At 67.7% G+C, this 24,015-nt stretch carries 23 protein-coding genes and 1 tRNA gene; 13 read left to right on the top strand and 11 right to left on the bottom strand.

Annotation, left to right across the window (positions count from 1 at the left end; genetic code table 11):
- Positions 1-58: 58 nt before the first annotated feature.
- On the top strand, positions 59-970 hold the full coding sequence (locus tag ODI_RS19590; RefSeq protein ID WP_067754230.1) for a LysR family transcriptional regulator: 912 nt from the start codon (positions 59-61) through the stop codon (positions 968-970).
- A gap of 7 nt (positions 971-977) precedes the next feature.
- Here ODI_RS19590 and ODI_RS19585 read toward each other — a convergent pair whose 3' ends face one another.
- The 7 genes from ODI_RS19585 to ODI_RS19555 all read right to left on the bottom strand — a co-directional run bounded on the left by ODI_RS19585 (position 978) and on the right by ODI_RS19555 (position 8,299).
- A complete protein-coding gene (locus ODI_RS19585) occupies positions 978-1,889 on the bottom strand; it encodes a DMT family transporter (RefSeq protein ID WP_067754233.1) in 912 nt (303 codons plus the stop codon).
- Positions 1,890-1,976: 87 nt separating this feature from the next.
- Positions 1,977-2,489 carry a MarR family winged helix-turn-helix transcriptional regulator gene (locus ODI_RS19580; protein ID WP_067754236.1) on the bottom strand — a complete coding sequence of 171 codons (513 nt, stop codon included), beginning with the start codon at positions 2,487-2,489 and terminating at the stop codon, positions 1,977-1,979.
- 54 nt (positions 2,490-2,543) lie between these two features.
- A complete protein-coding gene (locus tag ODI_RS19575) occupies positions 2,544-4,874 on the bottom strand; it encodes a xanthine dehydrogenase family protein molybdopterin-binding subunit (RefSeq protein ID WP_067754238.1) in 2,331 nt (776 codons plus the stop codon).
- A 10-nt stretch (positions 4,875-4,884) separates the two neighbouring features.
- The gene (locus tag ODI_RS19570) at positions 4,885-5,565 is read right to left on the bottom strand and encodes an isochorismatase family protein (RefSeq protein ID WP_067754241.1); all 681 of its coding nucleotides are present in this window, start codon (positions 5,563-5,565) and stop codon (positions 4,885-4,887) included.
- On the bottom strand, positions 5,562-6,647 hold the full coding sequence (locus ODI_RS19565) for a 2,5-dihydroxypyridine 5,6-dioxygenase (protein WP_067754244.1): 1,086 nt from the start codon (positions 6,645-6,647) through the stop codon (positions 5,562-5,564). Before ODI_RS19565 ends, ODI_RS19570 begins: the two co-directional genes overlap by 4 nt.
- A 46-nt stretch (positions 6,648-6,693) precedes the next feature.
- Positions 6,694-7,521 (bottom strand): alpha/beta fold hydrolase, encoded by an 828-nt coding sequence (locus ODI_RS19560; protein ID WP_067754248.1) that lies wholly within the window; start codon positions 7,519-7,521, stop codon positions 6,694-6,696.
- 10 nt (positions 7,522-7,531) lie between these two features.
- A complete protein-coding gene (locus ODI_RS19555; RefSeq protein ID WP_067754251.1) occupies positions 7,532-8,299 on the bottom strand; it encodes a maleate cis-trans isomerase family protein in 768 nt (255 codons plus the stop codon).
- A 262-nt stretch (positions 8,300-8,561) separates the two neighbouring features.
- On the opposite strand from ODI_RS19555, the gene ODI_RS19550 reads away from it, so the two are divergent.
- The 4 genes from ODI_RS19550 to ODI_RS19535 all read left to right on the top strand — a co-directional run bounded on the left by ODI_RS19550 (position 8,562) and on the right by ODI_RS19535 (position 14,716).
- Positions 8,562-9,725: an FAD-dependent oxidoreductase gene (locus ODI_RS19550; RefSeq protein ID WP_067754254.1), complete on the top strand. Its 1,164-nt coding sequence runs from the start codon at positions 8,562-8,564 to the stop codon at positions 9,723-9,725.
- Positions 9,726-9,759: 34 nt separating this feature from the next.
- Complete coding sequence (locus tag ODI_RS19545) at positions 9,760-10,302, top strand: (2Fe-2S)-binding protein (protein WP_067754257.1); 543 nt, start codon at positions 9,760-9,762, stop codon at positions 10,300-10,302.
- A gap of 11 nt (positions 10,303-10,313) precedes the next feature.
- Complete coding sequence (locus ODI_RS19540; RefSeq protein ID WP_067754719.1) at positions 10,314-13,310, top strand: c-type cytochrome; 2,997 nt, start codon at positions 10,314-10,316, stop codon at positions 13,308-13,310.
- Positions 13,311-13,402: 92 nt separating this feature from the next.
- Complete coding sequence (locus tag ODI_RS19535) at positions 13,403-14,716, top strand: MFS transporter (RefSeq protein ID WP_067754260.1); 1,314 nt, start codon at positions 13,403-13,405, stop codon at positions 14,714-14,716.
- A gap of 24 nt (positions 14,717-14,740) precedes the next feature.
- On the opposite strand, the gene thiS is transcribed toward ODI_RS19535, so the two are convergent.
- From thiS to infA, 3 genes are all read right to left on the bottom strand, one after another.
- Positions 14,741-14,941, bottom strand: coding sequence for a sulfur carrier protein ThiS (gene thiS, locus ODI_RS19530; RefSeq protein ID WP_067754263.1), 201 nt, complete (start codon positions 14,939-14,941; stop codon positions 14,741-14,743).
- Between the two features lie 12 nt (positions 14,942-14,953).
- On the bottom strand, positions 14,954-15,733 hold the full coding sequence (gene trmB / locus ODI_RS19525; protein WP_067754266.1) for a tRNA (guanosine(46)-N7)-methyltransferase TrmB: 780 nt from the start codon (positions 15,731-15,733) through the stop codon (positions 14,954-14,956).
- 117 nt (positions 15,734-15,850) lie between these two features.
- Positions 15,851-16,114 (bottom strand): translation initiation factor IF-1, encoded by a 264-nt coding sequence (gene infA / locus ODI_RS19520; RefSeq protein WP_067754271.1) that lies wholly within the window; start codon positions 16,112-16,114, stop codon positions 15,851-15,853.
- Positions 16,115-16,468: 354 nt separating this feature from the next.
- Between infA and ODI_RS19515 the strand changes: the two genes are divergently transcribed.
- The 5 genes from ODI_RS19515 to ODI_RS19495 all read left to right on the top strand — a co-directional run bounded on the left by ODI_RS19515 (position 16,469) and on the right by ODI_RS19495 (position 20,130).
- Positions 16,469-16,539: transfer RNA gene (locus ODI_RS19515), tRNA-Gly, on the top strand.
- A gap of 290 nt (positions 16,540-16,829) precedes the next feature.
- On the top strand, positions 16,830-17,243 hold the full coding sequence (locus tag ODI_RS19510; protein ID WP_067754273.1) for a helix-turn-helix domain-containing protein: 414 nt from the start codon (positions 16,830-16,832) through the stop codon (positions 17,241-17,243).
- On the top strand, positions 17,243-18,469 hold the full coding sequence (locus ODI_RS19505) for a type II toxin-antitoxin system HipA family toxin (protein WP_067754274.1): 1,227 nt from the start codon (positions 17,243-17,245) through the stop codon (positions 18,467-18,469). The genes ODI_RS19510 and ODI_RS19505 overlap by 1 nt, the downstream gene beginning before the upstream one ends.
- A gap of 133 nt (positions 18,470-18,602) precedes the next feature.
- Positions 18,603-19,658, top strand: coding sequence for a DUF72 domain-containing protein (locus ODI_RS19500; protein WP_067754275.1), 1,056 nt, complete (start codon positions 18,603-18,605; stop codon positions 19,656-19,658).
- A 52-nt stretch (positions 19,659-19,710) separates the two neighbouring features.
- On the top strand, positions 19,711-20,130 hold the full coding sequence (locus tag ODI_RS19495; protein ID WP_067754277.1) for a hypothetical protein: 420 nt from the start codon (positions 19,711-19,713) through the stop codon (positions 20,128-20,130).
- Here ODI_RS19495 and ODI_RS19490 read toward each other — a convergent pair.
- Positions 20,127-21,068, bottom strand: a complete 942-nt coding sequence (locus ODI_RS19490) for a sensor domain-containing diguanylate cyclase (RefSeq protein ID WP_067754280.1) — start codon at positions 21,066-21,068, stop codon at positions 20,127-20,129. The two genes, ODI_RS19495 and ODI_RS19490, sit on opposite strands and share 4 nt — an antisense overlap.
- A gap of 92 nt (positions 21,069-21,160) precedes the next feature.
- Here ODI_RS19490 and ODI_RS19485 point away from each other — a divergent pair, with 92 nt between their 5' ends.
- The 3 genes from ODI_RS19485 to ODI_RS19475 all read left to right on the top strand — a co-directional run bounded on the left by ODI_RS19485 (position 21,161) and on the right by ODI_RS19475 (position 23,917).
- Entirely contained in the window at positions 21,161-22,231 is a 1,071-nt protein-coding gene (locus ODI_RS19485; protein WP_067754283.1) for an RNA methyltransferase, read from the top strand.
- Positions 22,232-22,406: 175 nt separating this feature from the next.
- Positions 22,407-22,946: a sigma-70 family RNA polymerase sigma factor gene (locus tag ODI_RS19480; RefSeq protein WP_067754285.1), complete on the top strand. Its 540-nt coding sequence runs from the start codon at positions 22,407-22,409 to the stop codon at positions 22,944-22,946.
- Positions 22,943-23,917: a FecR domain-containing protein gene (locus tag ODI_RS19475; RefSeq protein WP_082985325.1), complete on the top strand. Its 975-nt coding sequence runs from the start codon at positions 22,943-22,945 to the stop codon at positions 23,915-23,917. The genes ODI_RS19480 and ODI_RS19475 overlap by 4 nt, the downstream gene beginning before the upstream one ends.
- Positions 23,918-24,015 lie beyond the last annotated feature (98 nt).

The following is a 24,015-nucleotide window of genomic DNA, read 5'->3' as shown; positions in this document are numbered from 1 at the left end:
CACGATAGGAATCGCCGGGATATATTGGAAATGAATTTCCAAAATACTAGGTATTGCCATGCGCAATTTCACGACGCAGATCGACCTGAGGCGGATCGATCTGAACCTGCTGGTCACCCTGGATGCGCTGCTGGCCGAACACAACGTGACGCGCGCGGCGGCACGCCTGCATCTGGCCCAGCCCACCGTCAGCGTGCAACTGGCCCGCTTGCGGGAGGTTTTCGAGGACCCGCTGCTGCTGCCGGGCCCGCGTGGCATGCGGCCCACCGCGCGGGCGGAGTCCCTGCGCGAGCCCTTGCGCCTGGCCTTGCAGGCCTTGGCGAGCGCCGTGGCGCCGGCGCCGGCCTTCGATCCTGCCCATGCCTCGCAGGTCTGGCGCGCCGCGGCTTCCGACTACAGCGCGTCGACCATCCTCTGGCCCGCCATGGCGGCATTGCGGGCGCGTGCGCCAGGCACGCAACTGGCGGTGCTGCAGGTCGTTCCCGGCCACATCGGCAAGCTGGCGGAGCAGGGGCACATCGACCTTGCGTTCCATATCGCCGAGGATGCGCCGCAAGGCTTGCGCAGCCGTGCGCTCTTTTCGGATCGTTATGTGCTGGCTGGCCGGGCCGGGCACCCTGGGCTGCGTCGGCGGCCCAGCCTGGCGCAGTTCCGCAAGCTCGAGCACGCCATCGTGTCGCCGGACGGGGGCGGCTTCCATGGCGTGACGGATCTGGCGCTGGCGCAGCGGGGGCTGGTGCGCCGGGTGGCGGTCTCCGTGCCGAGCTTCCTGCTGCTGGCTTCGGTCCTGGCCGTCACCGATCTGGTGGCCATGATTCCCCGCCGGCTGGTGCAGGGGAACCCGGCGCTACGGATCGTGGAGGCGCCGGTGGCCGTGCCGGGGTTCGAGATGCTGATGCTGTGGCACGAGCAGGTGCACCGCGATCCCGGGCACCAATGGCTGCGCGAACAGATCGCGCAGGCGGTGTGATCGGGGGTCAGCCCCTGCTGGCCTTGGGCGCCTGGCGTCCGAGCTGCATCACCGTCATGCCGGCAATGGCGATCCCGCCGCCAATCAGCAGCGACGCGGTCAGGGGCTCGTCCAGCCAGGCACTGGAAACCAGGATGCCGAAGACGGGCACCAGCGTGATGTAGCCGGCGGCGGCGCCCGCGCCCAGCGTCTTCACGCCTTCGAAGAACCAGGCATAGGCGATGGCGGTGGAGCCGACGCCCAGCAGCAGCAGGTAGAACCAGCTGTCGCCGCCGGCGTTCAGCATGGCCGACCAGCCCGTGCCGCCCTCGGTGACCAGGCTGACCGCCAGCAGCATGAGGGCGCCCATCAGGGCCGTGACCGTGGTGGCGGTGAGCGCATCGACGCCGCCCAGGACCGCCCGGCCGATCAGCGTGTAGGCCACCCAGCAGGCCACGCAGCCGAGCAGCAGCAGTTCGCCGATGCCGGTCTGGCCCGTCAGGAGCTGCAGGAGCGAGCCGTTGCTGATGGCGAAGAGGGCGCCGCCCACGGCCATGAGCATGCCCAGGACGATCTTGCCGTTCAGCTTTTCGCCGAATATGAGCGCGGCCAGCAGCAGCGTGACGGCGGGATTGATGGTGATGACGACCGCGCCCTTGCTGGCGGGCACCAGTTGCAGGCCCAGCATGAAGAAGACCGAATAGCCGCAGACGCCGGCGGCCGAGGCCCAGAAAAGTCCCGTCCATTGGCGCCGGTTGAGCCGGGTGAGCGTGTCGAGCCGGCCACTGTGGGTCAGCCACAGCAGCAGCGCGGCGCTGGCGATCAGGAAGCGCACGCTGGCGGCGCCGATGGGGGGCATGGTCTGGGCGACGTAGCGCCCCCAGGACCAGGACGCACCCCAGAGGATCGCCATGCCGAGCAGGCGAAGATGGGTGCGCATGAGGGGTGAAGCAGGGCGGGTCATTGGCGGGTCGGAAAGACTGCAGACCGCTATTGTGACGCAATCCCGGGCGGCCCCGCCCGGCGCCTACTTGCAGACGTGGTCGACGTCCGGATAGCGGGTGTCGGGTTCGGTCTCGGTGATCTTGCGCAGCAGGTAGAGCAGGGCGACGCGTTCCGCCTCGTTCAGCGGGCCGAAGGTGGCCTCGGAGATCGCTTGCGCATGCGGTTTCATCTCGGCCACCAGTTGCGTGCCCTCGTCCGTCAGGCTCACGATGACCTTGCGGCGGTCGATCGGGTCGGGCTGCAGGGCGATCAGTTCGCGGCTCTTGAGCCGGTCGACGACGCCGCGGATGGTGGCCTGGTCGATGACGGTGGCCTTCACCAGCTCGCTGATCGAGGCGGTGCCGTCATCGCTGAGCGCGCACATCACCACGAACTGGGCGACGGTCAGCTTCGAATCGGGAATGAATTCCTGGAAGAGCGCCGTGTGGCGCTGGTAGGCGCGGCGCAGCAGGTGGCCGACCTGCGAGGAAAAGACGTAGGGATCGATGGCTGCGGCGGGGCCGTGGGTGTCCGGATCGGGCTTGGGTGTCTGCATGGGCGTGGGAGGGTTCAGGGCCACGGCGGCAAGGCGGATGGCATGCGCGCTAGTCTACGCGGGTTGCGTGTCGGAGAGGGGCGCGTCGGCGCGCGGCATGCCAGGCTGTTTGCGGGCGAGCAAGGCGTTGCGCACTGTCTCGGGCGTGTAGGGCGGCGCGCACAGACGCAGCCCGGTCGCGTCGAAGAGCGCGTTGGCAATGGCCGGCGCGCCGGGTAGCGACGCCGATTCGCCCGCGCCCATGGGCGGTTCGTCCTGGCGCGGCATCAGCAGCACGTCGATCTCGGGCAGGCGGGTGAAGTCCAGAATGGGATAGGCGCCCCATTCCCGGCTGGCCACGCCCTGCGCGTCGAAGCGGACCTGCTCGAGCAGCGCACGGCTGAGTGTCTGCACGATGTTGCCGTGGACCTGGTGGCGTACGCCATCGGGATTCACCATGAGTCCGGCATCGTGGCCCACCACGACGCGGTCGATGGTGACGTGGCCGCTGGCCGGATCGACGCGCAGGTCGACCACCCAGGCGGCCCAGGCTGCGCCGAAGCCGGGAAACTTGCTGTGGACGTAGCGGGCATAGGCCACGCCGCGTCCGTGCAACAGGCCATCGCTGCCGGGCGCGCCGCGGCTGCCGGCCGAGCCCGCCTGCCAGTGCGCGCGTTCGGCCGTGGCGCGCAGCAGGTCGATGGCGCGGGTGTCATCCAGGTGGCGCAGGCGGAATGCCACCGGGTCCTGGCCGGCCATGTGCGCCAGTTCGTCGATCATGCATTCGTGCGCATAGGCATTGGGCAGGGCGGAGACGCCGCGCAGCCACGAGGCGCGCACCAGCGGCGGCATGTCGTGGCAGGTGATGTTCAGGTGCGGATAGCGATAGGCCGGCACGGCCGTGCGGTCGCCCATCTGCAGCGTACGGGGCTGGCCCGGCACGCGGCCGGTCAGCAGCAGCGCCAGCAGCGGCGCGTCGTTCGAGGGATAGCGCACGCCGAAGTCATAGGCCAGCAGCTTGCCGTCTTCATCCAGCGCCGCTTCGGCGTCGATCAGCTGGGCGGTGCCCTTGGGCTCCCATTGGTGTTCCTGCTCGCGCGTCAGCTGTACGCGTACCGGTGCGCCATCGGCGATGGCCAGCAGGGCGGCGTCGCCGCAGACGTCATCGGCGCAGTTGCGGCCATAGCAGCCCGAGGCCTCCATGCGCACGACTTCGATGTTGCCTTCGCCGAGGTCGAGCAGGCGGTCCAGGTCGACGCGCAGCATGTGCGGGTTCTGCGTGCCGGACCAGACGGTCAGGCGTCCGTTGGCATGATCCGCCACCGCACAGGACGGGCCGATGGAGGCGTGCATCTGGTAGGGCCAGACATAGCTGCGCCGCAAGCGCCGGGTATCGGGCGTCGTGGCCAGGGCGTGCGCGGTATTGCCATCGTCGCGCAGGTGGCGGGGCTCGGCGCGGTTGGCGCGCAACGCGGCCTCGAGATCGCCGAGATCAGGCGCGGGCGGGATCTCGCGCCAGTGCACCTTGAGCGCGCGCATGGCGGCCACGGCCTGCTCTTCGCGGTCGGCCACGACGCCGACGAAATCGCCGCGCACGACCACGCGGACGCGGCCGGGCAGGTGCGCGACCGAGTCCGTGTCGACCGACAGCAGGCTATGGCCCACGAAATCGCCGCCATCGCGGCCCGGGTAGGGCGGACGCACGACCCGGCCGTGCCGCATGCCGGGCACCCGTACGTCATGCACGAACGTAAGCACGCCCGTGGCCTTGGCGGGGATGTCCACGCGTGGACGTGCCCGGCCGACCACGGTGTAGTCGGAGGCGGGCTTGAGCGGCGCGTCGTCGGAGAGCGTGAGCCTGTCGTGCCGTGCGCGCAGCAGTTCACCGTAATGCAGCGTGCGCGTATCGGCCTCATCGGCAAACACGATGCGGCCCGCGCGGGCGCGCAAGGCCGTGGCGGGAACCTGCCACCGCGCCGCGGCCAGCGCCAGCAGATGCGCGCGCGCCTGGGCCGCCGCGCGGCGCAAGGGCACGGCCGAGATCTGGATGCTTGCACTGGCGATGGTGGGGCCCTGGTTGGGCGCGGCCTCGGTGTGGCCCAGGATCATTTCCAGCTGCTCGAAAGGGACGTCGAGCTCTTCGGCCACGATCTGCGCCAGCGCGGTCCGGATGCCGGTGCCCAGGTCGACGTGGCCGTTGAAGGCCAGCGCGCGCCAGCCTGCCGGCGTGCCGGGGGCATCGAGCACCGCGACGAAGATCTCCGGCGTGGCGGGCACGTAGTCGGACGCGGCGCCGGGCTGGCCGGGCGCCGGCGTCGGAGGCGCCACCGGTACGCGGATCACCAGCAGTGCGCCGCCGCGATCGAGCAGGTCGTCGTGGAGAGCCTTGGGCTGGGGCAGGTTCATCGTGGCGAGCTTATCGCGGCAGGGCCTCGATGTCGACGAGGGCCTGGGCGAGCGGCATGACCGCGGCATACTTCTGCGCCATGTCGAACAGGTTGGCCTCGTGCGGCCCGATTGCGCGGTCGCCCACGCAATCCGAGACGACCAGCGGACGGAAACCCGCCTGCATGGCGTCGACCACGCTGGCCCGCACGCAGCCGCTGGTCACGCAGCCGGCCACCAGCAGGGTCTGCACGCCGCGTTGCGTCAGCCAGGGGGCCAGCATGGTGCCGCAGAACGCCGAGGGCGTGCTCTTGCGCACGACGTACTCGCCCTGCGCGGGCGCGAGTTCGGGCACGATGGCGCTGGCGGGGCTGTCCTCCTTCAGCGTGAGCATGCCCGGCACTTTCAGGCAGAAGATGTTGGTGTCGGCATCGTCGTCCGAGAACACGATGCGGCTGTGCGCCACGGGCCAGCCCTGCTCGCGGGCATGCGCCAGCAGCGACCGGGTGCGGGCGATGGCCTGGGGAATGTTGCCGCCGCCAAACACCGCCGGGTCGGCGAAGCCATTGACGAAGTCGATGATGAGCAGGCCGAAGGGGGCCTTGAGCGGCAAGGGCGTGCCGAAGCCCTGCCGGGCATAGGCCGACACGTCGCCCTGCACGCCGTCCAGCGGCACGGCCTGGGTCGAGGATGAGGGTGAAGACTGGCTCATGCCACGATCCCCTCGAGGCCGGCCTGCCGCCTGGCGCGGGCGAGGCCTTCGGTGTCCTGCACCACGCCGTCGATCACGGTGGGCGTGTCGTCGAGCGTCACGGTGCAATGGCGCATCGGGATGTCGATGTGGCAGGCGGTGGTGCGCGAGCCGCCGGCTTCGTTGTTCGGGCCCATCGACCACAGGAAGTTGCCCTCGAAGGCGCGGGCATCCATGCCGATGTGCGACTCCTTGTCGTAGTGGGCCAGCATGGACCAGTGCGCGCGCGGCTGCAGGCCCCAGCCGATGTGCGACACGGCATAGGCTTCCGGGTCCTCATAGGACGCCATGTATTCGCGCAGGATGTCGGCCTGCAGGCCGCCCTCGATGGCATGCACATAGCCGTTGGCGATGCTCAGGCGTATCGGGTCGTCCACGTATTCCTTCAGCGGCAGCAGGATGTCGCCGCGGTCGAGCACCACCACGCCCTGGCTTTGCCCTTCGTTCGGCCAGGTCAGCACGAAGCCGCTGGGCCAGTGGTCCCAGCGGCCGGGCTGGTCGACGAAGCCGTATTCGCGGATGGCCGGGAATTCGCCCAGCGCGCAGCGCAGGTCGGTGCCCGCCTGCGAGGTGATGTGCATGGTCCTGGCCGCCTCGATCAGCGCCGAGGCGGCGGTGACGCGCGCGCGGTCGCCATCGGTGGGCACCAGGCGGCACAGCACCTCGGGCGGCTCGACGGCCATCAGGATCTTGGTGCCGCCCGACAGGATCTCGTGCTGTTCGGGCGAGAACAGCAGCGTCATCAGGTCGAGCACCAGGTCGCTGGCCTTGAGCGCGGCGATGGCGGCGGGGTTGCCGGTCAGCGGCGTAGTGCCCAGGTAGGCCAGCGAGTCGCGCGACAGCGACTTCTCCGCGTTCACGGGCGGCAGGTCCAGGCGGTTCACGCGCGCGCCCATGTCGCTGGCGGCGGCGATCGCGCAGCGCAGCGTCTGCGGATGGGTGTCGGCGCCGGTCAGCACGGTGACGGTCTGGCCGGCTTCGAGCTTGGACAGTGTCAGGACCTGTCTCCAGGCCTGGATCAGATCGATATCGCTCACGGACATGGCAGGACTCCGGTGGTTTCCGAGGAAACGTTGAGGATGCGCGCGGTCAAGCCAGGCGCTGGCCCAGGAACTCGCCGAAGGCGGCGTGGAAGCCGGCCTCGTTGTCCCAGGGGATCATGTGGCCCGCGCCGGCCACGCGCACGTGTTGCGTCTGCGGCGCCAGGCCTTGCCACTCGGCGACGTCGGCGTCGTTGACCACGTCGCCGCGCTCGGCGGTCATGAGCAGCATCGGCGCCTTGATCCTGGGCAGGTCGGCATGGATGTCGTCGCGGCCGAAGTCTTCGAAGCTCTGCACGATGGCCGGCTCGAAGCAGGTGTGCAGCCACTGCGCGCGCAGGCGCAACTGCGCGTCCGTCCAGGTGGGGCAGAAGGCGCGCATGGCCTCGGCGTCCATGCCAAGCGTGGCCTGGCGGATCGAGTCGACGTACCAGGGCAGCCTGGCGGGATAGGCGCGGCGGCCAGGGCCCGAGACGGGCGGGTCGATGGCGACCAGGCGCGCCAGGCCCTCGGGCTGGCTGCGCGCGGCGCGCACGGCGATGCGGGCGCCCATCGAGTGCCCCAGCAGGGAGTATCGCGACAGGCCCAGCGCCTGCGTGAATGCCAGCACGTCGGCGGCTTGCGCGTCCAGGCCATAGTCCAGGCCGGGGCCGGACGAGGACAGGCCGCGCCCGCGCACGTCCAGCACGTAGGTGTCGAAGTGCTTGCCCAGCCGCTCCGCGACGAAACCCCAGGTGACGGCCGGGCTGGTGATGCCCGGGATCAGCACGATGGGATCGCGGGCCGCGCGGGCGCCGTCATTGCCGCCGTAGCGCAGGTAGTGCTGGCGGATGCCGTTGGCGTGCACGTGCGCGCCATAGAGATAGGTCGTCTGCATGGCGGCCTCCTTACCTGGCGTAGGGATAGGCGCCCGACAGCAGCGCGCCTGCGCCCGGCACCACGGGGTCGAGCTTGAGTTCCTTCAGGATGGCGTAGGTGGTGGCGATGGCAGCGGTCAGCACCGGCTTGCCGGTCTGGGCCTCCACCTGGGCGACGGCAGGCAGCGAGGGCATCTGCACGCAGGCCGACAGCACGATGACGTCGGCGTCCTGCACATTCATGCCGGCGACGATGCCGGGCAGCTTCGACGGGTCGTGGCGGCCGACGTCGAGGTTGTCGGGGATTTCGAGGGCGCGCCAGTCGACGATCTCGAAGCCCTCGTTGGCGATGTAGTCCATCACCAGCTGGGTGAGCGGCACCATGTACGGCGCAACCAGCGCGATCTTCCTGGCGCCCATGACCTTCAGGGCCTCGACCAGCGCGCCCGCGCTGGTGATGACCGGGGCGGTGGCGCCGTTGCTGGCGGTGCGTTCGGTCAGGCGTTCCTGCGAGACGCGGTGGTAGCCGTGTCCCATGGCCATGATGGCCACCAGGCAGGCGTAGCCCAGCACGTCGACCTGCGCATCGGAGAGCTCGAGCGCGCAGCGGTCGCTTTCAGCATCCATGGCGGCAAGCTCGTCCTTCTTGACGGTCTTCATGCGCATGCGGCTCGAGTGGAACGTGAAGCGGTCGGCGGGCCGCACGTGCGAATGGGCCTGCAGCATGGCGGGCACTTCGGTCTCCATCGTGGTGTTCGAGCTCGGCACGATCTGGCCGATGCGGTAGGTCTTGCTCATGGTTTCTCCCGACAATATATAGCGTAGACACTCAATATATAGAAATCGAACGCCAGTCGCAATGTTCTTCCCGTTAGGGTGTTTCATAGGAAAACTAGGGAAAATACTTAGAGTTACCCGATATCGATTTCCTTGTCATCGTATTTTATTGCCGGTACATTGCGCTAGAACAAACAGTGTGTACGCTGTATTTATCCGGTTTCGCCCGACTCCGCCCCGGGTGGGTCCCCGAGGCCGGCTGACTGCCTGGAGAGCATTGCTTATGTCCGCAACACCAAGAATTGCCGTGATCGGCGCCGGTCTGGGCGGTGCAGCCGCCGCCTCCCTGTTGATCCAGGAAGGGTTCGACGTCCACGTCTATGAACAGGCGCCCGTTTTTTCGCGCCAGGGGGCGGGGATCCACGTCGGTCCCAACGTCATGAAGATCCTGCGCCGAATCGGCATCGAGGACGCGTTGAACGAGCAGGGCTCGCATCCCGAGTCCTGGCACAGCCGCCATTGGGAAACGGGCGACATCCTGGCCCAGATCCCGCTGGGGGATTACGCGGTGAAGGAATACGGCGCCAGCTACCTGACCGTGCACCGCGGCGACTTCCATGCGTTGCTGATCGATGCGCTGCCCGACGGCGCGCTGACCTACGGCAAGCTGCTGACCAAGGTCGAGGACCTGGGCAACGAGGTGCGCATGCATTTTGCCGACGGCACGGTGGCGCATGCCGACATCGTCATCGGCGCCGATGGCGTGAATTCGCGCATCCGTGAAGAGTTGCTGGGACCCGAGCCTCCCAAGTACGCGGGCTATCTTGCCCACCGGGCCGTGTTCACCACGCCGCCCACCAAGGCGGGCATGCTGCCTTTCGACCCCTGCGTGAAGTGGTGGAGCGATGACCGCCACATGATGACCTACTTCGTGACCGCCAAGGCCGACGAACTCTATTACGTGACCGGCGTGCCTGTCGAGCAGTGGGACCTGAAGGACCGCTGGCTGCCCAGCAGCAAGGAAGAGATGCGCGACGCCTTCCGCGGCTGGCATCCCACCGTGCAGGCATTGATCGACGCCACCGTCGAGGTGACCAAGTGGTCGCTGCTCGAGCGCGACCCCTTGCCGCTCTGGAGCCGCGGGCGGCTGGTGCTGCTGGGCGACGCGTGCCATCCCATGAAACCGCACATGGCGCAGGGCGCGGCCATGGCCATCGAGGATGCGGCCATGCTGGTGCGCTGCTTCAAGGAAGTGGGCGCGGAGCACCACGAACTGGCCTTCGGTCTTTACGAGGCCAACCGTGCGGAACGCGCCAGCAAGGTGCAGCGTATCTCGCATGACAATACGTGGCTGCGCACCAACGAAGATCCCGCTTGGTGCTTTGGCTACGACGTGTTCAGCGTGCCGCTCGTCGATCCGCAACCCAAGGCGGCGACGGCGACCTGAAGGCGTTGAGGGCTGACCTACACAGGTGACCACAATGCACAGCAGCGACTCCGCGAGTTCCGATGTCCCCCGTCCACCAGGTGTGCGGCTGTCCGTCAACGGGCGGTCGCATACGGTCGAGGTGGAGCCGGCGGCGCCGCTGCTGTTCGTGCTGCGCAATGACCTGGCGCTGAACGGCCCCAAGTATGGCTGTGGCCTGGGCGAATGCGGCGCGTGCACCGTCCTGGTCGACGGCGTGGCGGCGCGCGCCTGCGTGATGCCGGTGCGCGGCGTGATCGGAAGGGAGGTCACCACCCTGGAAGGCTTGGGCGATGTCGCGTGTCCCGGGCCGACCCAGCAGGCCTTCATCGAGTGCCAGGCCGCGCAGTGCGGCTATTGCCTGAACGGCATGATCATGATGATCGAGGCCTTGCTGCGCCGCCAGCCTGCCCCCGATGAGGCGCGGATCCGCCAGGAGCTGCGCCACAATCTGTGCCGCTGTGGCACGCACGTGGAAATCCTGCAGGCGGCGCGGCGCGCCGTGGCCTTGCATGCGCAGGCGCGTGAGACGGCCTGCGCCAAGCGGAGCGGGCAGTGAGCGGCGCCGTGATGCAGGGGCGGCTGCCGGCCGGCCTGGATGGCGCCATGCCGCCCGCAGCGGCGTTGCATGGCGTCGTGTCGCGCCCGCCACGCATGGCGTGGGATGGCCGGCGCTACACCGGCCCCGGCCTGGCGCGGCTGGATGACGCCGCGGCGCGAGCCATGCCTGGCGTGGTCGATGTCGTGCGCATCGCGCATTTCGTGGGCGTGGTGGCGGTTTCCGCGGTGCTTGCGCGGCAAGCGGCCGAGATGCTGGCGCCGCAGTGGCGGTCAACCGGGCCTGTCCCTGCCACGCCGCCAGAGGATGCGCCCGAGGCGGCGGCGCAAACCTACACCTGGCAGTTGCCTGCCCATCCCTGCGTCGAGGGCCTGTCGGTCACGGTGTGGTGCGTGGCGGGTGTTGCGGGTGTCTGGCTGCCCGGCGGCGGAGAGCGGCACGCAAGCTTGCGTGCCGAGCTGGCTGGCCTGCTGGACCTGCCGGGTGACCGCATTCATCTGGCATCTGCCGGATCCTGCATCGTGCACGACCTGGACGTGATGGACGCCGCGGCGGATGCCGCCTTGCTGTCGCGCGCCGTGGGCCGGCCGGTACGCATCTTCCTGCAGCAGCCCGCCGAGGCGGGGGCGCTCTCCCTGGCCGCGCAGCCCATGATGCCGGCCGCGCAGGATCCGCAAGCGCCGAGTGGCGAGGCCGCTCCCTTGGCGTCGGAGCCCCCTGCGGCCTGCTTGCACGCGAATGTCCATTGGGGCGTGCGTCCCAGCCTGGCCAGGCTGCTGGCGACGCCCGCGCAGGCGGCGGCGTCGGCGCGGTCCGCCGCGCAAGGCGACCCTGCCATCGTGTCCGCCAGCACAGGCGGGGCGCTGGTGCATGCAAGCAGCACCGAACTGGGCGCCATGCAGGTCTTCGCGCAGGAGAGCCTGTTGGACGAGGCGGCCGCGCGGCTCGGCGCCGATCCGCTGGCGCATCGCCTGAGCGTGGCGCCGCCGGGGCCGGGGCGTGAACTGGCACGGCGCCTGGCCGAGCAGTCCGGATGGCAGGCCCTGCCCAGCGGCGCCGCGGGCGCCATGGCCCTCGATCAACGCCTGAGCGCGCAGGATGGCATGCCAGCCCTGCGAGGCCGCGGCTATGCCTCGGCGCATGTGCGGACCGGCGACATCGAAGGCGGCACACAGGACAGCTGGAGCGCCTGGGTGGTCGAGGTGGCGGTCGAGCCCGACACGGGCCGTGTCGACGTGACGCGCCTGGTGGTCGGCCACGACAGCCAGCATCTGCAGGCCGCGCAAGGCGCGGCCATCCACGAGCAGCCTCCCCAGTTGCTGGACAGCGCCCGGCGCCTGCTTGGCGTGCCGGCGCGCTTCGACGATTGGGGCGCGACGGCGGCGGGCGGGGCCGCGCCCTTGGCGCTTGCCGAGGCCGGGCACGAGATGGTGCACGCGCAAAGGGATGCGCAGGAGGTGCGCACCGCCCTGGCGCAGCCGCCCGTCGCGCAGGGGCGGTTGGCCGCGGACGGCGTCCTGACCTTGCCCGCCGCGGCGGCCATCGCCAACGCCATCTTCGATGCCACGGGCGTGCGTCTGCGCCAGGTGCCGTTCAACAGTGAGCAACTGCGCCAGGCATTGCTGCCGTCACGCCCGCGGGCCACGCCGCGCGCCTGGTACAAGCGCGGCGGCCTGTGGCTGGCTGCGGGGGCGGGAGCCGTCGCCGGCCTGGTGACGATGGCCTGGCCCGGCAAGCCGGCCATCGCGCCGACCGACGGGCCGGACGTCTCGCTGTATTCGGATGCGGCCATCGAGCGGGGGCGCCTGGTGGCCGCGGCGGGCGACTGCGTGGTCTGCCATACCGCGCCCAAGGGCGAGGCCAACGCCGGTGGCCTGGGGCTGGAAACGCCTTTCGGCACGATCTACACCACCAACATTACGCCCGACAACGACACCGGCATCGGCCGCTGGTCTTTCTCCGCCTTCGACCGCGCCATGCGCGAAGGTGTCCACCGCGACGGGCGCCAGCTGTATCCGGCCTTCCCCTATACCGCGTTCGCCAAGCTCACCGATGCCGACATGCAGGCTTTGTATGCCTACCTGATGGTCCAGCCGCCGGTGCGCAGCGAACCGCCGAAGACCGAATTGGCATTTCCGTACAAGCTGCGGCCCACCCTGGCGGGGTGGAACCTGCTGTTCCACGACAACAGCGTGTATCAGCCCGACCCCGCGCAAAGCCTGGCGTGGAACCGCGGGGCGTATCTGGTGGAAGGCGCGGGCCATTGCGCCGCCTGCCATTCGCCGCGCAATGCGCTGGGCGCGGAGAAGCGCGGCCTGGGAAGCTACCTGGCGGGCGGCGAGGCCGAAGGCTGGACGGCGCCGGCGCTGAACCAGTTGGCGTCGGGCGCCACGCCCTGGACCGCCGATGAACTGTTCCAGTATCTGCGCACGGGGTATTCGGCGCGCCATGGCGTGGCCGCGGGTCCCATGGCGCCCGTGATCCACGGCCTGGCAGAACTGCCCGAGAGCGACGTCCGGGCCATCACGACCTATCTGCTGGACCTGCCCGGCGGCAAGGCGGCAGGGGGGGCGGAGCGCAAGGAAGCGCCGGCCCCCGCGCCCGCGATGTCTGCGGCGACCGACGCGCTGCCCGCGGCGGCGGCCCGGCAGCCGGATGCCCAGCGCCTTTTCGTCAACCACGCCAACGGCGAACGCATCTACCAGAACGCGTGCGCGGCCTGTCACGAGGCGGGCAGCGGCCCGACGCTGTTCGGGGTGAAGCCATCGTTGGCCAGCAATCCGAATCTCCATGCCGCGACGCCGGACAACCTGTTGCAGGTGGTCCTGCACGGCATCCAGCAACCCGCCAACGAGGAGCTGGGCTACATGCCGGGCTTCAAGGACAGCCTGGACGACAGGCAGGTACAGGATTTGCTTGGCTATCTGCGTGCGCGCTTCGCGCCGCAGGCCAGGCCCTGGCAGGACACAGAGCCGGCAATCGACCGGATACGCAAACAGGCCCACTGATTCCGGCGGGCCACCGGAGACATCGCAGCACAACGTACTTGGCCGCGCGCAAGCGCATGAAAAAAACCAAAGGCAACCTCGTAGGAGCAGCCATGGCAGCAACAATAACGATTGAACAAGGGTTGAAAACGGCAGGCGTGGGACGGTTCCAGTACCGTCTCTTCGTCATCTTCGGGCTGGTCTGGATGGCCGATGCGATGCAGGTGCTGTCCATCGGCTTCAGCGCGCCCTCCATCGCCAAGACCTTCGGCCTGACGATTCCCCAGGCACTGCAGACGGGAACGCTGTTCTTCGTCGGCATGCTGATCGGCGCATTCGCCTTCGGCCGGCTGGCCGACCGCATCGGGCGGCGGCCGGTGCTGATGATCGCCGTGATCATCGACGCCGTGGCGGGCGTGGCATCCGCCTTCGCGCCGGAATTCGCCTGGCTGCTGTTCCTGCGTTTCCTGACGGGCGTGGGCGTGGGCGGCACGCTGCCGGTGGACTACACCATGATGGCCGAGTTCCTGCCGGCCGACCGCCGTGGCCGCTGGCTGGTGCTGCTGGAATCGTTCTGGGCCGTGGGCACCATCCTGCTCGCCATCCTGGCCCTGTTCGCCAGCACTTATGGCGAGGACGCCTGGCGCATCATCTTCTTCGTGACCGGCATTCCGGCCCTGGTAGGCGTGGTGCTGCGGTTCTACGTGCCCGAGTCGCCGCTGTACCTGAACCGCATCGGCAAATCGACCGAAGCACGCCAGGTGTTGCAGCGCGTGGCCGAGGCCAACGGCAACACCGTCCAGATCGGCGAACTCGCGCCGCAGGCCCTGGAACGCAAGTCGGTGTTCGCGCTTTTCGGCACCGGCCTGGCGCGCCGCAGCGTATCGCTGCTGGTGGCCTGGCTGCTGATCTCGGTGGCTTACTACGGCGTGTTCGTGTACCTGCCGGTGAAGCTCTCTGCCGAAGGCTTCGGCTTCATGCGGGGCCAGGAATTCCTGATCGTGCTGGCGCTGGCGCAGTTGCCGGGCTTCGCCCTGTCGGCCTATGGTGTCGAGCGCTGGGGCCGCAAGCCCACGCTGATCGGCTTCCTGTTGCTCAGCGCCGTGGGCTGCCTGCTGTATAGCCTGGGCACCTCCACCGCGCTGATCGTCGGTTCGACACTGCTGATGAGCTTCGCGCTGCTGGGCACCTGGGGGGCGTTGTATGCCTTCACGCCCGAGGTCTATCCGACCGACCTGCGCGCCAGCGGCATGGGCATGGCCGGCGCCGTGGCGCGATTGGGCGGCCTGTTCGCACCCGCCATCATCGCGCCGATCATGGCGACGCACTTCACCTTGTCGCTGTTCGTGCTGTCGGCGTTGCTGGCGGTGGCGGCCCTGGCAGTGAAGATGGTGGACGTCGAATCGAAGAACCGCGCGCTGGACTGAGCCAGCGCCACGGCAGGGCGGCGCTCAGCCGCCGCCCACCGCCACCACGATTTCCAGCTGGTCGCCATCCTGGATGGCCGTCACGCCATGCTGGCTTTTCGGCACGATGTCGCCGTTGCGTTCGACGGCCAGGCGCTTGCCTGCGTAGCCCAGTTCATCGAGCAGCGCGGCGACGGTCTGGCCGGCGGCCAGTTGGCGGGATTCTCCGTTCAGGACGATCTGCATGGTGGCGGTCCTTCAAGCCTTGCGGGTAAAGATCAGGTCCCAGACGCCGTGGCCCAGGCGCAGGCCGCGCGTCTCGAACTTGGTTTGCGGCCGGTAGGCCGGGCGCGGCGCGTAGTCGGCCGCGGTGTTCTGCAGCAGCGGCTCGCCGCTCAGCACTTCCAGCATCTGCTGGGCATAGTGTTCCCAGTCGGTCGCGCAGTGGATATAGCCACCGGGCGCCAGGCGGCTGGCCAGCAGTGCGATGAACGGCGGCTGGATCAGGCGGCGCTTGTGGTGGCGCTTCTTGGGCCAGGGGTCGGGGAAATAGATGTGCACGCCGGCCAGGCTGTTCGGGGCCAGCATGTCGCGCACCACTTCCACCGCGTCGTGCTGGATGATGCGGATGTTCGGAATGGTGTGCTCTTCGATGCGCTTCAACAGCGCGCCGACGCCGGCGTTGAAGACTTCCACGCCCAGGAAGTTGTCCGAGGGGCGGGCCAGGGCGATCTTCGCCGTGGTCTCGCCCATGCCGAAGCCGATCTCCAGGATCAGCGGCGCGCTGCGGCCGAAGGCGGCGTCCACGTCCAGGCCCTTGGGGGCATAGTCCAGCGACCACTTGTCCAGCAGGGTCTCCAGCGCTTCGCGCTGGCCCAGCGTGATGTGGCCCCGGCGATGCACGAAGCTGCGGATGTGCGTCGTGCGCGGGGCGGTGAGCTCGGCGTCCAGCGGAGCGCAGGCCTGGGTATCAGGATCCGTCGCGGGCACGGGGGCGGCGTTCGGATCGGCAGGGGGAGTGTTGTGGCTGGCGTTCATCCCCGGGATTGTAGTGGTTTGCGGAGGATGTCAGCGCGGCGCGGGTGAGGCAGCGCGGGGGGCAGCCTGCCCCGCTGCGCGCAGGGCGCACGGCGAGACCGGCAGCTGCTTACGCGGTCAACGGCGGCGGGGCGGCGTGGCGGGGCGGCCCGGCGCGCGTTCCTTGAGATGGCGGAACGTGATGCGGCCCTTGGTCAGGTCGTAGGGCGACATCTCGAGCGACACGTCGTCGCCTGCCAGGATGCGGATGTGATGCTTGCGCATCTTGCCGCCGGTGTAGGCGGTGAGTTTGTGGCCGTTCTGCAGCGTGACGCGAAAACGGGAGTCGGGGAGGGCTTCGTCAACGATGCCACGCATTTCGATCAGTTCTTCCTTAGCCAAATTATCTCCTTGTGTGCGGGGAGCGAGCTTGCGGCTCCCGGATGGATGCATTGCGCGCGGTCGGCGGGGAAGCGGCAATGCAGCGGTCAGGCATGTGGCCATGCCTGTGTCGTGCGAGGAAAAGACTTTTCACGCCCACCCTGCCAGGGCAGGGTTTCGGGAAGCGACGGTCGGGGCGCGGGGGCGCAGGGACTGTCGGTCGGGTCGGCGGACGGCAAGGTCCGGCGGGTTGAGGCGGTGATCGCCTGGGTGCGAGATGGCTGGCTAAAGCGCAGCATCTGCTGCCTGTCTCGCGGAAGTCGTGGCTATAATCATACCCCAGCCGAGCCAGGCAGGTCTTGCCAGGCCCTCAGCGCGGGTGTAGTTCAATGGTAGAACGGCAGCTTCCCAAGCTGCATACGAGGGTTCGATTCCCTTCACCCGCTCATTTTGAGAATCGCACTTCGGGCCAACGATGCGATATCCGGCGCACCGCGTGACGGACAGCGGCCCGGCTTTCCCCTCACACGAATTTGCCCCGCCCTGTGCCTGCTTGCGCATCAAGCACCAGTCCACTGGCACCTATCAGCCCCGACATCCACGAACAGAGCGTGTTCCTCTCGGACGCTCCGCAACCATGGACGCCCGAAAAATGACTGGTTGATCGCGTCGTCTTTATGCGTTCAAATATGAGCGTCTAACGGCGATTCCTCACCCTATCTGAGCGCATGCGAACATGCCAACTTCCGAGCAAAAAAAAACCAGCCTACGGGTTGCCATGCCGCGACCTGTGGAGCACGCGTTGCAACGCCTTGGCCGGGACATCTCCACCGCACGCCGTGTGCGCCGCTTGAGCCAGGAAGACCTGGCCCAACGTGTCGGCACGTCGCTGAGTACAGTCAGGCGCATGGAAGACGGCTATCCCGGCACTGCCTTGCACACCTTCCTGCGTGCCCTGCACGTGCTTGGCCGCCTTGAGGACATGGTAAAGGTGATGGCCACGGAGAATGATGTGCTGGGGATGGAGCTGGTGCGGGAGCAGCTGCCGCAGCGGGTGCGGACTTCTCGTGGCGGCAAAGCACGGGTTGGTCGTCCCGCAGCTGCCAAAGAAGGCGCCGCCGATGACACCGATGGGTTGGAGGGCTTTTGATGGCTACCCAGTCATTCAAGCGTCAGGATCTGGAAGTGCATCTGGGTTCCAGCGGTCAAGTCGTGGGGCGGCTGTATCTGGGCAGCGGCAAGCGCAGCGCGTTCAGCTACGAAGAGCGGTGGTTGCGAGATTCGAGGTTTTTCACGCTATCGCCCGACTTGCTGCCGGTCTTGGGTGTCCAACATCCTCAGCAGGTTTTTTTTTGCGCGCTGGAGGACACTGCGCCAGATTCATGGGGCGAACGCGTGATTCGGCGGGCGCATGCGAGGTTGCGGCAGCAAGACCGCGAGACGCCTGCGCTGGAGCCTGTGGACTTCTTGATGTGGGTGGATGATGAGGCACGGGTCGGCGCGCTGCGTCTTTTTGACCCTCAAGCCAACATCTATTTGCGCGCTGGCGGACGGCATTGGCATGTGCCGCCCTTGGTGGAGTTGGACAAAGTCGTGCAAGCGGCCCGCGCGTTGGAGGCCGGCACGGAGAGCGCGCAGGATCTGCACTATCTGCTTGGCCAAGGCACCTCGCTGGGCGGGGCTCGGCCGAAGTCAACCGTTAGAGATACAGACGGTCGCTTGGCCTTGGGCAAGTTTCCCAGCCAGGCGGACAAGCGCGACGTGATTAGAGGCGAAGTCCTGGCCATGCATCTTGCCGCGAAGGCAGGCATCAATGTGGCTGCGGCGCGTGTGGAGATCATCAATGAGACGGCGGTGGCTGTCATCAGGCGGTTCGACCGCAGCGATGATGGAGGCCGCATTCCCTACGTGTCGGCCGCGACGATGCTGCAGTCCGATGGCCGCGACACGACGCATGCCTATACGGAATTGGTGGACGTCCTGCTGCAGGAAGGCGCCAACCCGATTGCCGACATCCATCAATTGTGGCGCCGTCTGGTCTTCAACTTTTTGATCTGCAATACCGACGATCACTTACGTAATACCGGGTTTCTTTATGACGCGCGCAACCATGGATGGCGTCTGTCGCCAGCGTTCGACCTCAATCCGATGCCTGGCGATCGTCGCGAGAGCAAGACATGGTTGACCGAGGATTCCGGGCCGATTGATAGTCGGGAGGTGCTGATGGACGGGGCGCCTTACTTCAGATTGGATGCAAGGCAAGCGGCCTCCATCTGGACGGAGGTGGCTCAGGCCATGGCGAGCTGGCGCGTTGTGGCCAAGGGATTGGGCATGAGGGGGACTGATCTCGTGGATTTTGAGCCAGCATTTGCCTAGGGCCTGCATTTTCCAATGCCCCTTGAAACAGGTACATAATCCGGTACATTCCTGTTCCCTGAACAGAAATGGCCCTTGATCAATCAATGGGTTGGGTGCTCGATGTCGTTCCCTTCACCCGCGCCAATCAAGCATGCAAGACGACCTCTTCGGAGACGCGCTTCCCCCGCCTCCGGCCAACCCTGCTACCGACACCGCCTCTCGGGCAAAGCCGAAAGCGCCGGCGCGCCGGCGCCTGGCCAAGGTGCTGCCCGCGCCTGCGGCCCAGGAGTGGCGCGCACTTGCGCAGCAGCTTGCGCCGCAACTGCGCTTCGGCGTCTCCACGTGGTCGTACCCGGGCTGGGAAGGACTGGTCTGGGATGGCGAATACGAGTCGAGCACGCTGTCGAAACATGGCCTCGAGGCCTACCATCAGCATCCGCTTCTGCGCACGGTGTGTGTGGACCGCACGTTCTGGCGCCCGTTGACGGCAAGCCAGTATGCGGCCTATGCGAAGCAGGTCGATGACGACTTCCGTTTCGTCGTCAAATGCCCCGCCCTTGTCACCGACGCCCAGCTGCATGGCGAAGAAGGCAGGACACGCGAGCTGAATCCGGCTTTTCTCGATCCCGCGCTGGCCCTCCAGGAGTTCGTGCGGCCCGCGCTTGAAGGCCTGGGCCCCAGGCTTGGCGTCCTGGTATTCCAGCTGAGTCCCCTGCCTTGGGGATGGTTGAATCGCCTCCCCACGCTGTTCGAGAAGTTGGGCCTGATGCTGGCGGCTGTCCGCGAGGCCTTGTCCGCGCATGACGCCGTGATTGTCGCGGTGGAAGTGCGGGACCCTGAACTGCTGGGCCAGGCGCTGGTGGACACCCTCAAGGCGCATGGCGCAACCTTCTGCCTGGGCTTGCACGGCAAGATGCCGCCAATCGACGCGCAACTGCCGATGCTGCGCGCGCTGTGGCCGGGGCCGCTGGTCTGCCGCTGGAACCTGAATCGCGTGTTCGGCGCTTACGGCTATGCCGACGCGCAGAAGAAGCACGATCCGTTCAATGCCATCCTGAGCGAGGATATTCCGACGCGCACGGTGCTGGCGCGCACGATCCGCGGGATCACGGGCGCGGGCCAGCCCGCCTACGTGACGATCAGCAACGATGCCGAGGGCTGCGCGCCGCTGTCCATCCAGAGGCTGGCCCAGGCCATTGGGGCATAGCTCGAAACGATACATAATCCGGTATGTCGAACCCAGGCGGGAGAGGTGATACGTGCAAGCCTTCACTTACTGGATCCAGCACGCCGATTTCACGACGACCGATGGCCAGCCTGTCACCGTCGAAGCAGCCATTCAGGCGTTTTCCAGCCACGACTGGGCGCTTGAACTTTCCACCGCAAAGGGTTTGCATGCGGCCGGCTCGGGGGAAGTGTGCCCGCCAGGCATCGGATTCCATCCGGTCGAAGAGGGCAGCGACCTGTTGCTGCACATCAAGCCTGTCAGTTGGGACAAGGCCGACGTCGACTACCAGTTCCCGGAACAGCGAAAACGCCTTTTCGGGCTGGTTTCCCCGATGTTGGTCATTGCGTCCATGACGGCCACGGGATTTCCCATCGAGCGTGCCGCAGAGGCAATCCGCCTTTTCATGGCCGCCCGGCATCCGGAGTTGCTGGTGCTGCTGCAAAGGCATTAGCTGGAAACATGCTCGATGCGGTTCCTGCCATGGTTCTTGGCCAGATATAACTGCTCATCGACGGCGGTGATGAACCCGCCAAGCGTCAGTCGATCGTTCGGCACCACCGTGCCCGCGCCGATGCTGGCGGTGACGCGCCGATCATGCGGCGACAGCGCATGCACGATGGCCTTGTTCTGGATCAGCCGCTGGCAGCGTTCCGCGACTTTCCGGGCCGTCCCGGCATCGGCATCCGGCAGCAACACGACAAACTCTTCGCCGCCATAGCGTGCCACCAGGTCACGCGGGCCGTCCAGCGCCAGGCTCAGCGTCTGGGCAATCTCCACCAGGCATTTGTCGCCCTGGGTGTGGCCATACAGGTCGTTGTATTGCTTGAAGAAATCGACGTCGAGCAACAGCAGGGACAGAGGCTGACCCTCGTCGCACGCGCGCTGCCATTCCAGCTCGACATTGGTGTCGAAGCGGCGCCGGTTGGCAATGTGGGTCAGGCCATCCTTGAAAGAGAGCACTTCCAGCTCTTTCTGCAGGCTCAGCAGTTGTTCCTCGGTCTTCTTGCGTTCGGTGATGTCGAACATGAAGCCGATCAGCGCGTCGACCTCGCCGTTTTCCTTGCGCACGACATGCACGACGTCGCGTATCCAGACATAGCCGTTGTCCTTGGTCAGCGCCCGGTAGTCCGCTTCGTGGTCCACGCCGGCCTGGGATTGGCTGACGCAGAAATTCACCACATATTCGCGGTCCTCGGGGTGCATGCGCATGGCCCAGTCTTCCACGCTCACCCAGCTGTCGGCACGCCAACCGAGCAAGGGCTCGATCTGCGGGCCGATATAGGCGAATTTCATCGTGGCCCAATCGATCTTCCAGGGAATCGCCTTGGTCGATTCCAGCAGGGTCCTGTAGACGGCGTCGTCATGCAGCAGCGGGCTTTCCTCGGGCATACCCGATCTCTCCTCGATCCATACCGGCGAGCACTGTAGCCTGAAGCTGTCGAGCGCGGAGTCAGCCGCGCGCTGGGTAAAATCCGCTCGCCATGCGCTTCTCCGACCTCGACCATCGCCTCGCCGCACTCGGCGCCCTGCCTGTCCATCGCGGCCGGATCGCGCGCGTCTGGCTGAGCGGGCAGCCGCTCGACACGGGCACGCGGCGGCGGCAGGCCAAGGACTTCCTGCCGCTGTCAGTGCGTGAGGCCCTGCCCGCCGTCACCGCGGCGCTGGATGGCCTGGCCTGTATCCGCTCGGAACACGCCGGCAGCGATGGCGCGCGCCTGCTCGTCGAACTCGCCGATGGCCAGATGGTGGAAAGCGTGCTGCTGCCGCGTGACGGGCTTTGCGTCTCTACCCAGGTCGGCTGTGCGGTGGGCTGCCGCTTCTGCATGACCGGCAAGAGCGGCCTGATCCGCCAGGTGAGCAGCATGGAGATCCTGGCCCAGGTGGTGCTGGCGCGGCGCCAGCGCCCGGTGAAGAAAGTGGTCTTCATGGGCATGGGCGAGCCGGCGCACAACCTCGACAACGTGCTCGAGGCCATCGACCTGCTGGGCACCGAAGGCAATATCGGGCACAAGAACCTGGTGTTCTCCACGGTGGGCGACCGGCGCGTGTTCGAGGCCCTGCCGCGGCAGCGCGTCAAACCTGCCTTGGCGCTGTCGCTGCACACGGCCAAGGCCGGGCTGCGGGAGCACCTGCTGCCGCGCGCGGCAAGGATCACGCCGGAAGAACTGGTCGAGCTCGGTGAGCGGTATGCCCGGGACAGTGGCTATCCCATCCAGTACCAGTGGACGCTGTTGAAGGGCGTCAACGATGGCGATGACGAGCTCGATGCCATCGTGCGCCTGCTCAAGGGCAGGTTCGGCGTGCTCAATGTCATTCCCTTCAACAGCCTGGAAGGCGACGATTACCAGCGTCCCGAGCCCGATCGCATCCGGGAGATCGTCCAGTCCCTGCACGGCCGTGGCGTGCTGACCAAGGTGAGGAACAGTGCCGGGCAGGACGTGGACGGCGGCTGTGGGCAGTTGCGCGCCCGTGCCGTCGTTGCGCAGCAGGTGGTCACGTTGCGCCGCCGCGGCCCGACCGACCCACCCGCCAGCAAGGCCGCGCTTGCCTAGCGCCGGGCCCCCACGCCCGCCGACAGACCCGCCAGCGTACCCGTGAAGGACGAGTCCGCCCAGGCCGACGCCTGCGGGCGCGGGGTCAGGTCCCCCCGCTAGATGTCGCAATAGAATTGCAAATGAGAACTGATCTTATAATTTCACCTCGTCTTCCCGTCCGTCTGGCGCGAGCATGTCCCACCCCAAGATCGAAGAACTCTACCAAGCCCACTACGGCTGGCTGCGTACCTGGCTGATGCGGCGGCTGGGCAGCGCCAGCGACGCCGCCGATCTGGCGCAGGACGCCTTCGTGCGGCTGTTGGTCGCGCCGCGCGGTTTCGATTCCCCCCAAGGCGCGCGTGCGTACCTGCGCACCATGGGCAATGGCCTGTGCATCGATCTGTGGCGCCGGCGGGAAGTGGAGCGGGCCTGGCGCGATACGCTGAGCGCGCAGGCGGTGTCGCCGTCGCCGGAACATCAGGCCATCGTGATCGAAACATTGCTGGAAGTGGGCGCGATGCTGCGGCGGCTGCCGGCCAAGGTGGCGGACGCCTTCGTGATGGCGCAGGTGGAGGGCTTGAAGTACCGCGACATCGCCGTCAGGCTGGGGGTGTCGGAACGGATGGTGAAGAAATACATGGCGCAGGCGCTGGTGCATTGCGCGTTGCTGGAGGCCGACTTCCAGTCGGCCGTGCCGGCGTGGGCTCCCACACCGATGCTGAGCGCCGAATGAACGCGGGTCCTGCGGAGTGGCATCGTGCATTGCGCGAGGCGGCCGATTGGTACGTCTGCCTGAATGAGGCGCCGGCCAACGGGCCCGAGCGTGACGCGTGGTCCCAGTGGCTGCGCAGCGGGCCCTTGCATGCCGCCGCCTGGGACAAGGTGGACGCCGTGGGGCGGCGCTTCGCGGGGCTGCGCGAGCAGGATGAGCCTTTGGCCGTGGCGGCCGGCTTGCGCCAAGCCGCACGCCCGGGCCGCCGGCGCAGCCTGCGCACGCTGGCCGGGCTGCTCGCCGCGGGCGCGGCGGGGTGGATGGGGTGGCGCCAGCCTGCCGTGCAGGATCAGTTGTTCGCCTGGCAGGCCGAGCTTCGCACGGGCGTCGGGGAAATCCGGGATACGCGCTTGTCCGATGGCAGCCGGCTGTGGATGAATACCGCGAGCGCCGCGGACTTTGCCGTCGACGCGGCGTGGCGGCGATTGACCTTGCACCAGGGGGAAATCATGGTGCAGACGGCCCAGGACGCCGAGCGGCCATTCGTGGTCGATACCCGGCACGGCAGCTTGCGGGCCCTGGGCACCCTGTTCCTGGTGCGCAGGCAGCCCGCGTCCGTGCATCTGGCCGTGCTGGAAGGCGCTGTCGAAGTCCGGCTGGCGGGCACGGGCGACCGCCGGGTCGTCGCGCATGGCGAGCAGGTGGATTTCTCGCGCGAGCATTACGAAGACGTCGCGGCGCTGGATGCCGCGCAGGCCGCGTGGCGCACGGGCAGGCTGACCGTCGACGACATGCCCCTGGCCGATTTCCTGGCGCAACTTTCGCGCTACCGGCACGGCCATCTGGCCGCGCATCCCGACGTGGCGGGGCTGCGCGTGATGGGAAGCTATCCGGTACCGGATACCGATGCGGCGCTGACGCTGTTGTCGGAGGTGTTGCCAGTGCGGGTCCATCGCAGCGTGCCGTGGTGGGTCACGGTGGAGCCGCGCTGAAGGGCGGTTCCCTTTTTCCTTTCTCGTCCGATCTGTATGGGGAAGGCACGGCGCAACGTCGTGGCCACGCACCTTGATCCTTCTTCATGCACACCCCG

Origin of the sequence: Orrella dioscoreae, assembly GCF_900089455.2 — a bacterium.
Taxonomy (GTDB): domain Bacteria; phylum Pseudomonadota; class Gammaproteobacteria; order Burkholderiales; family Burkholderiaceae_B; genus Orrella; species Orrella dioscoreae.
The sequence above is the reverse complement of the archived record's forward strand: the minus strand, read 5'-3'. Positions and strand labels throughout refer to the sequence as shown.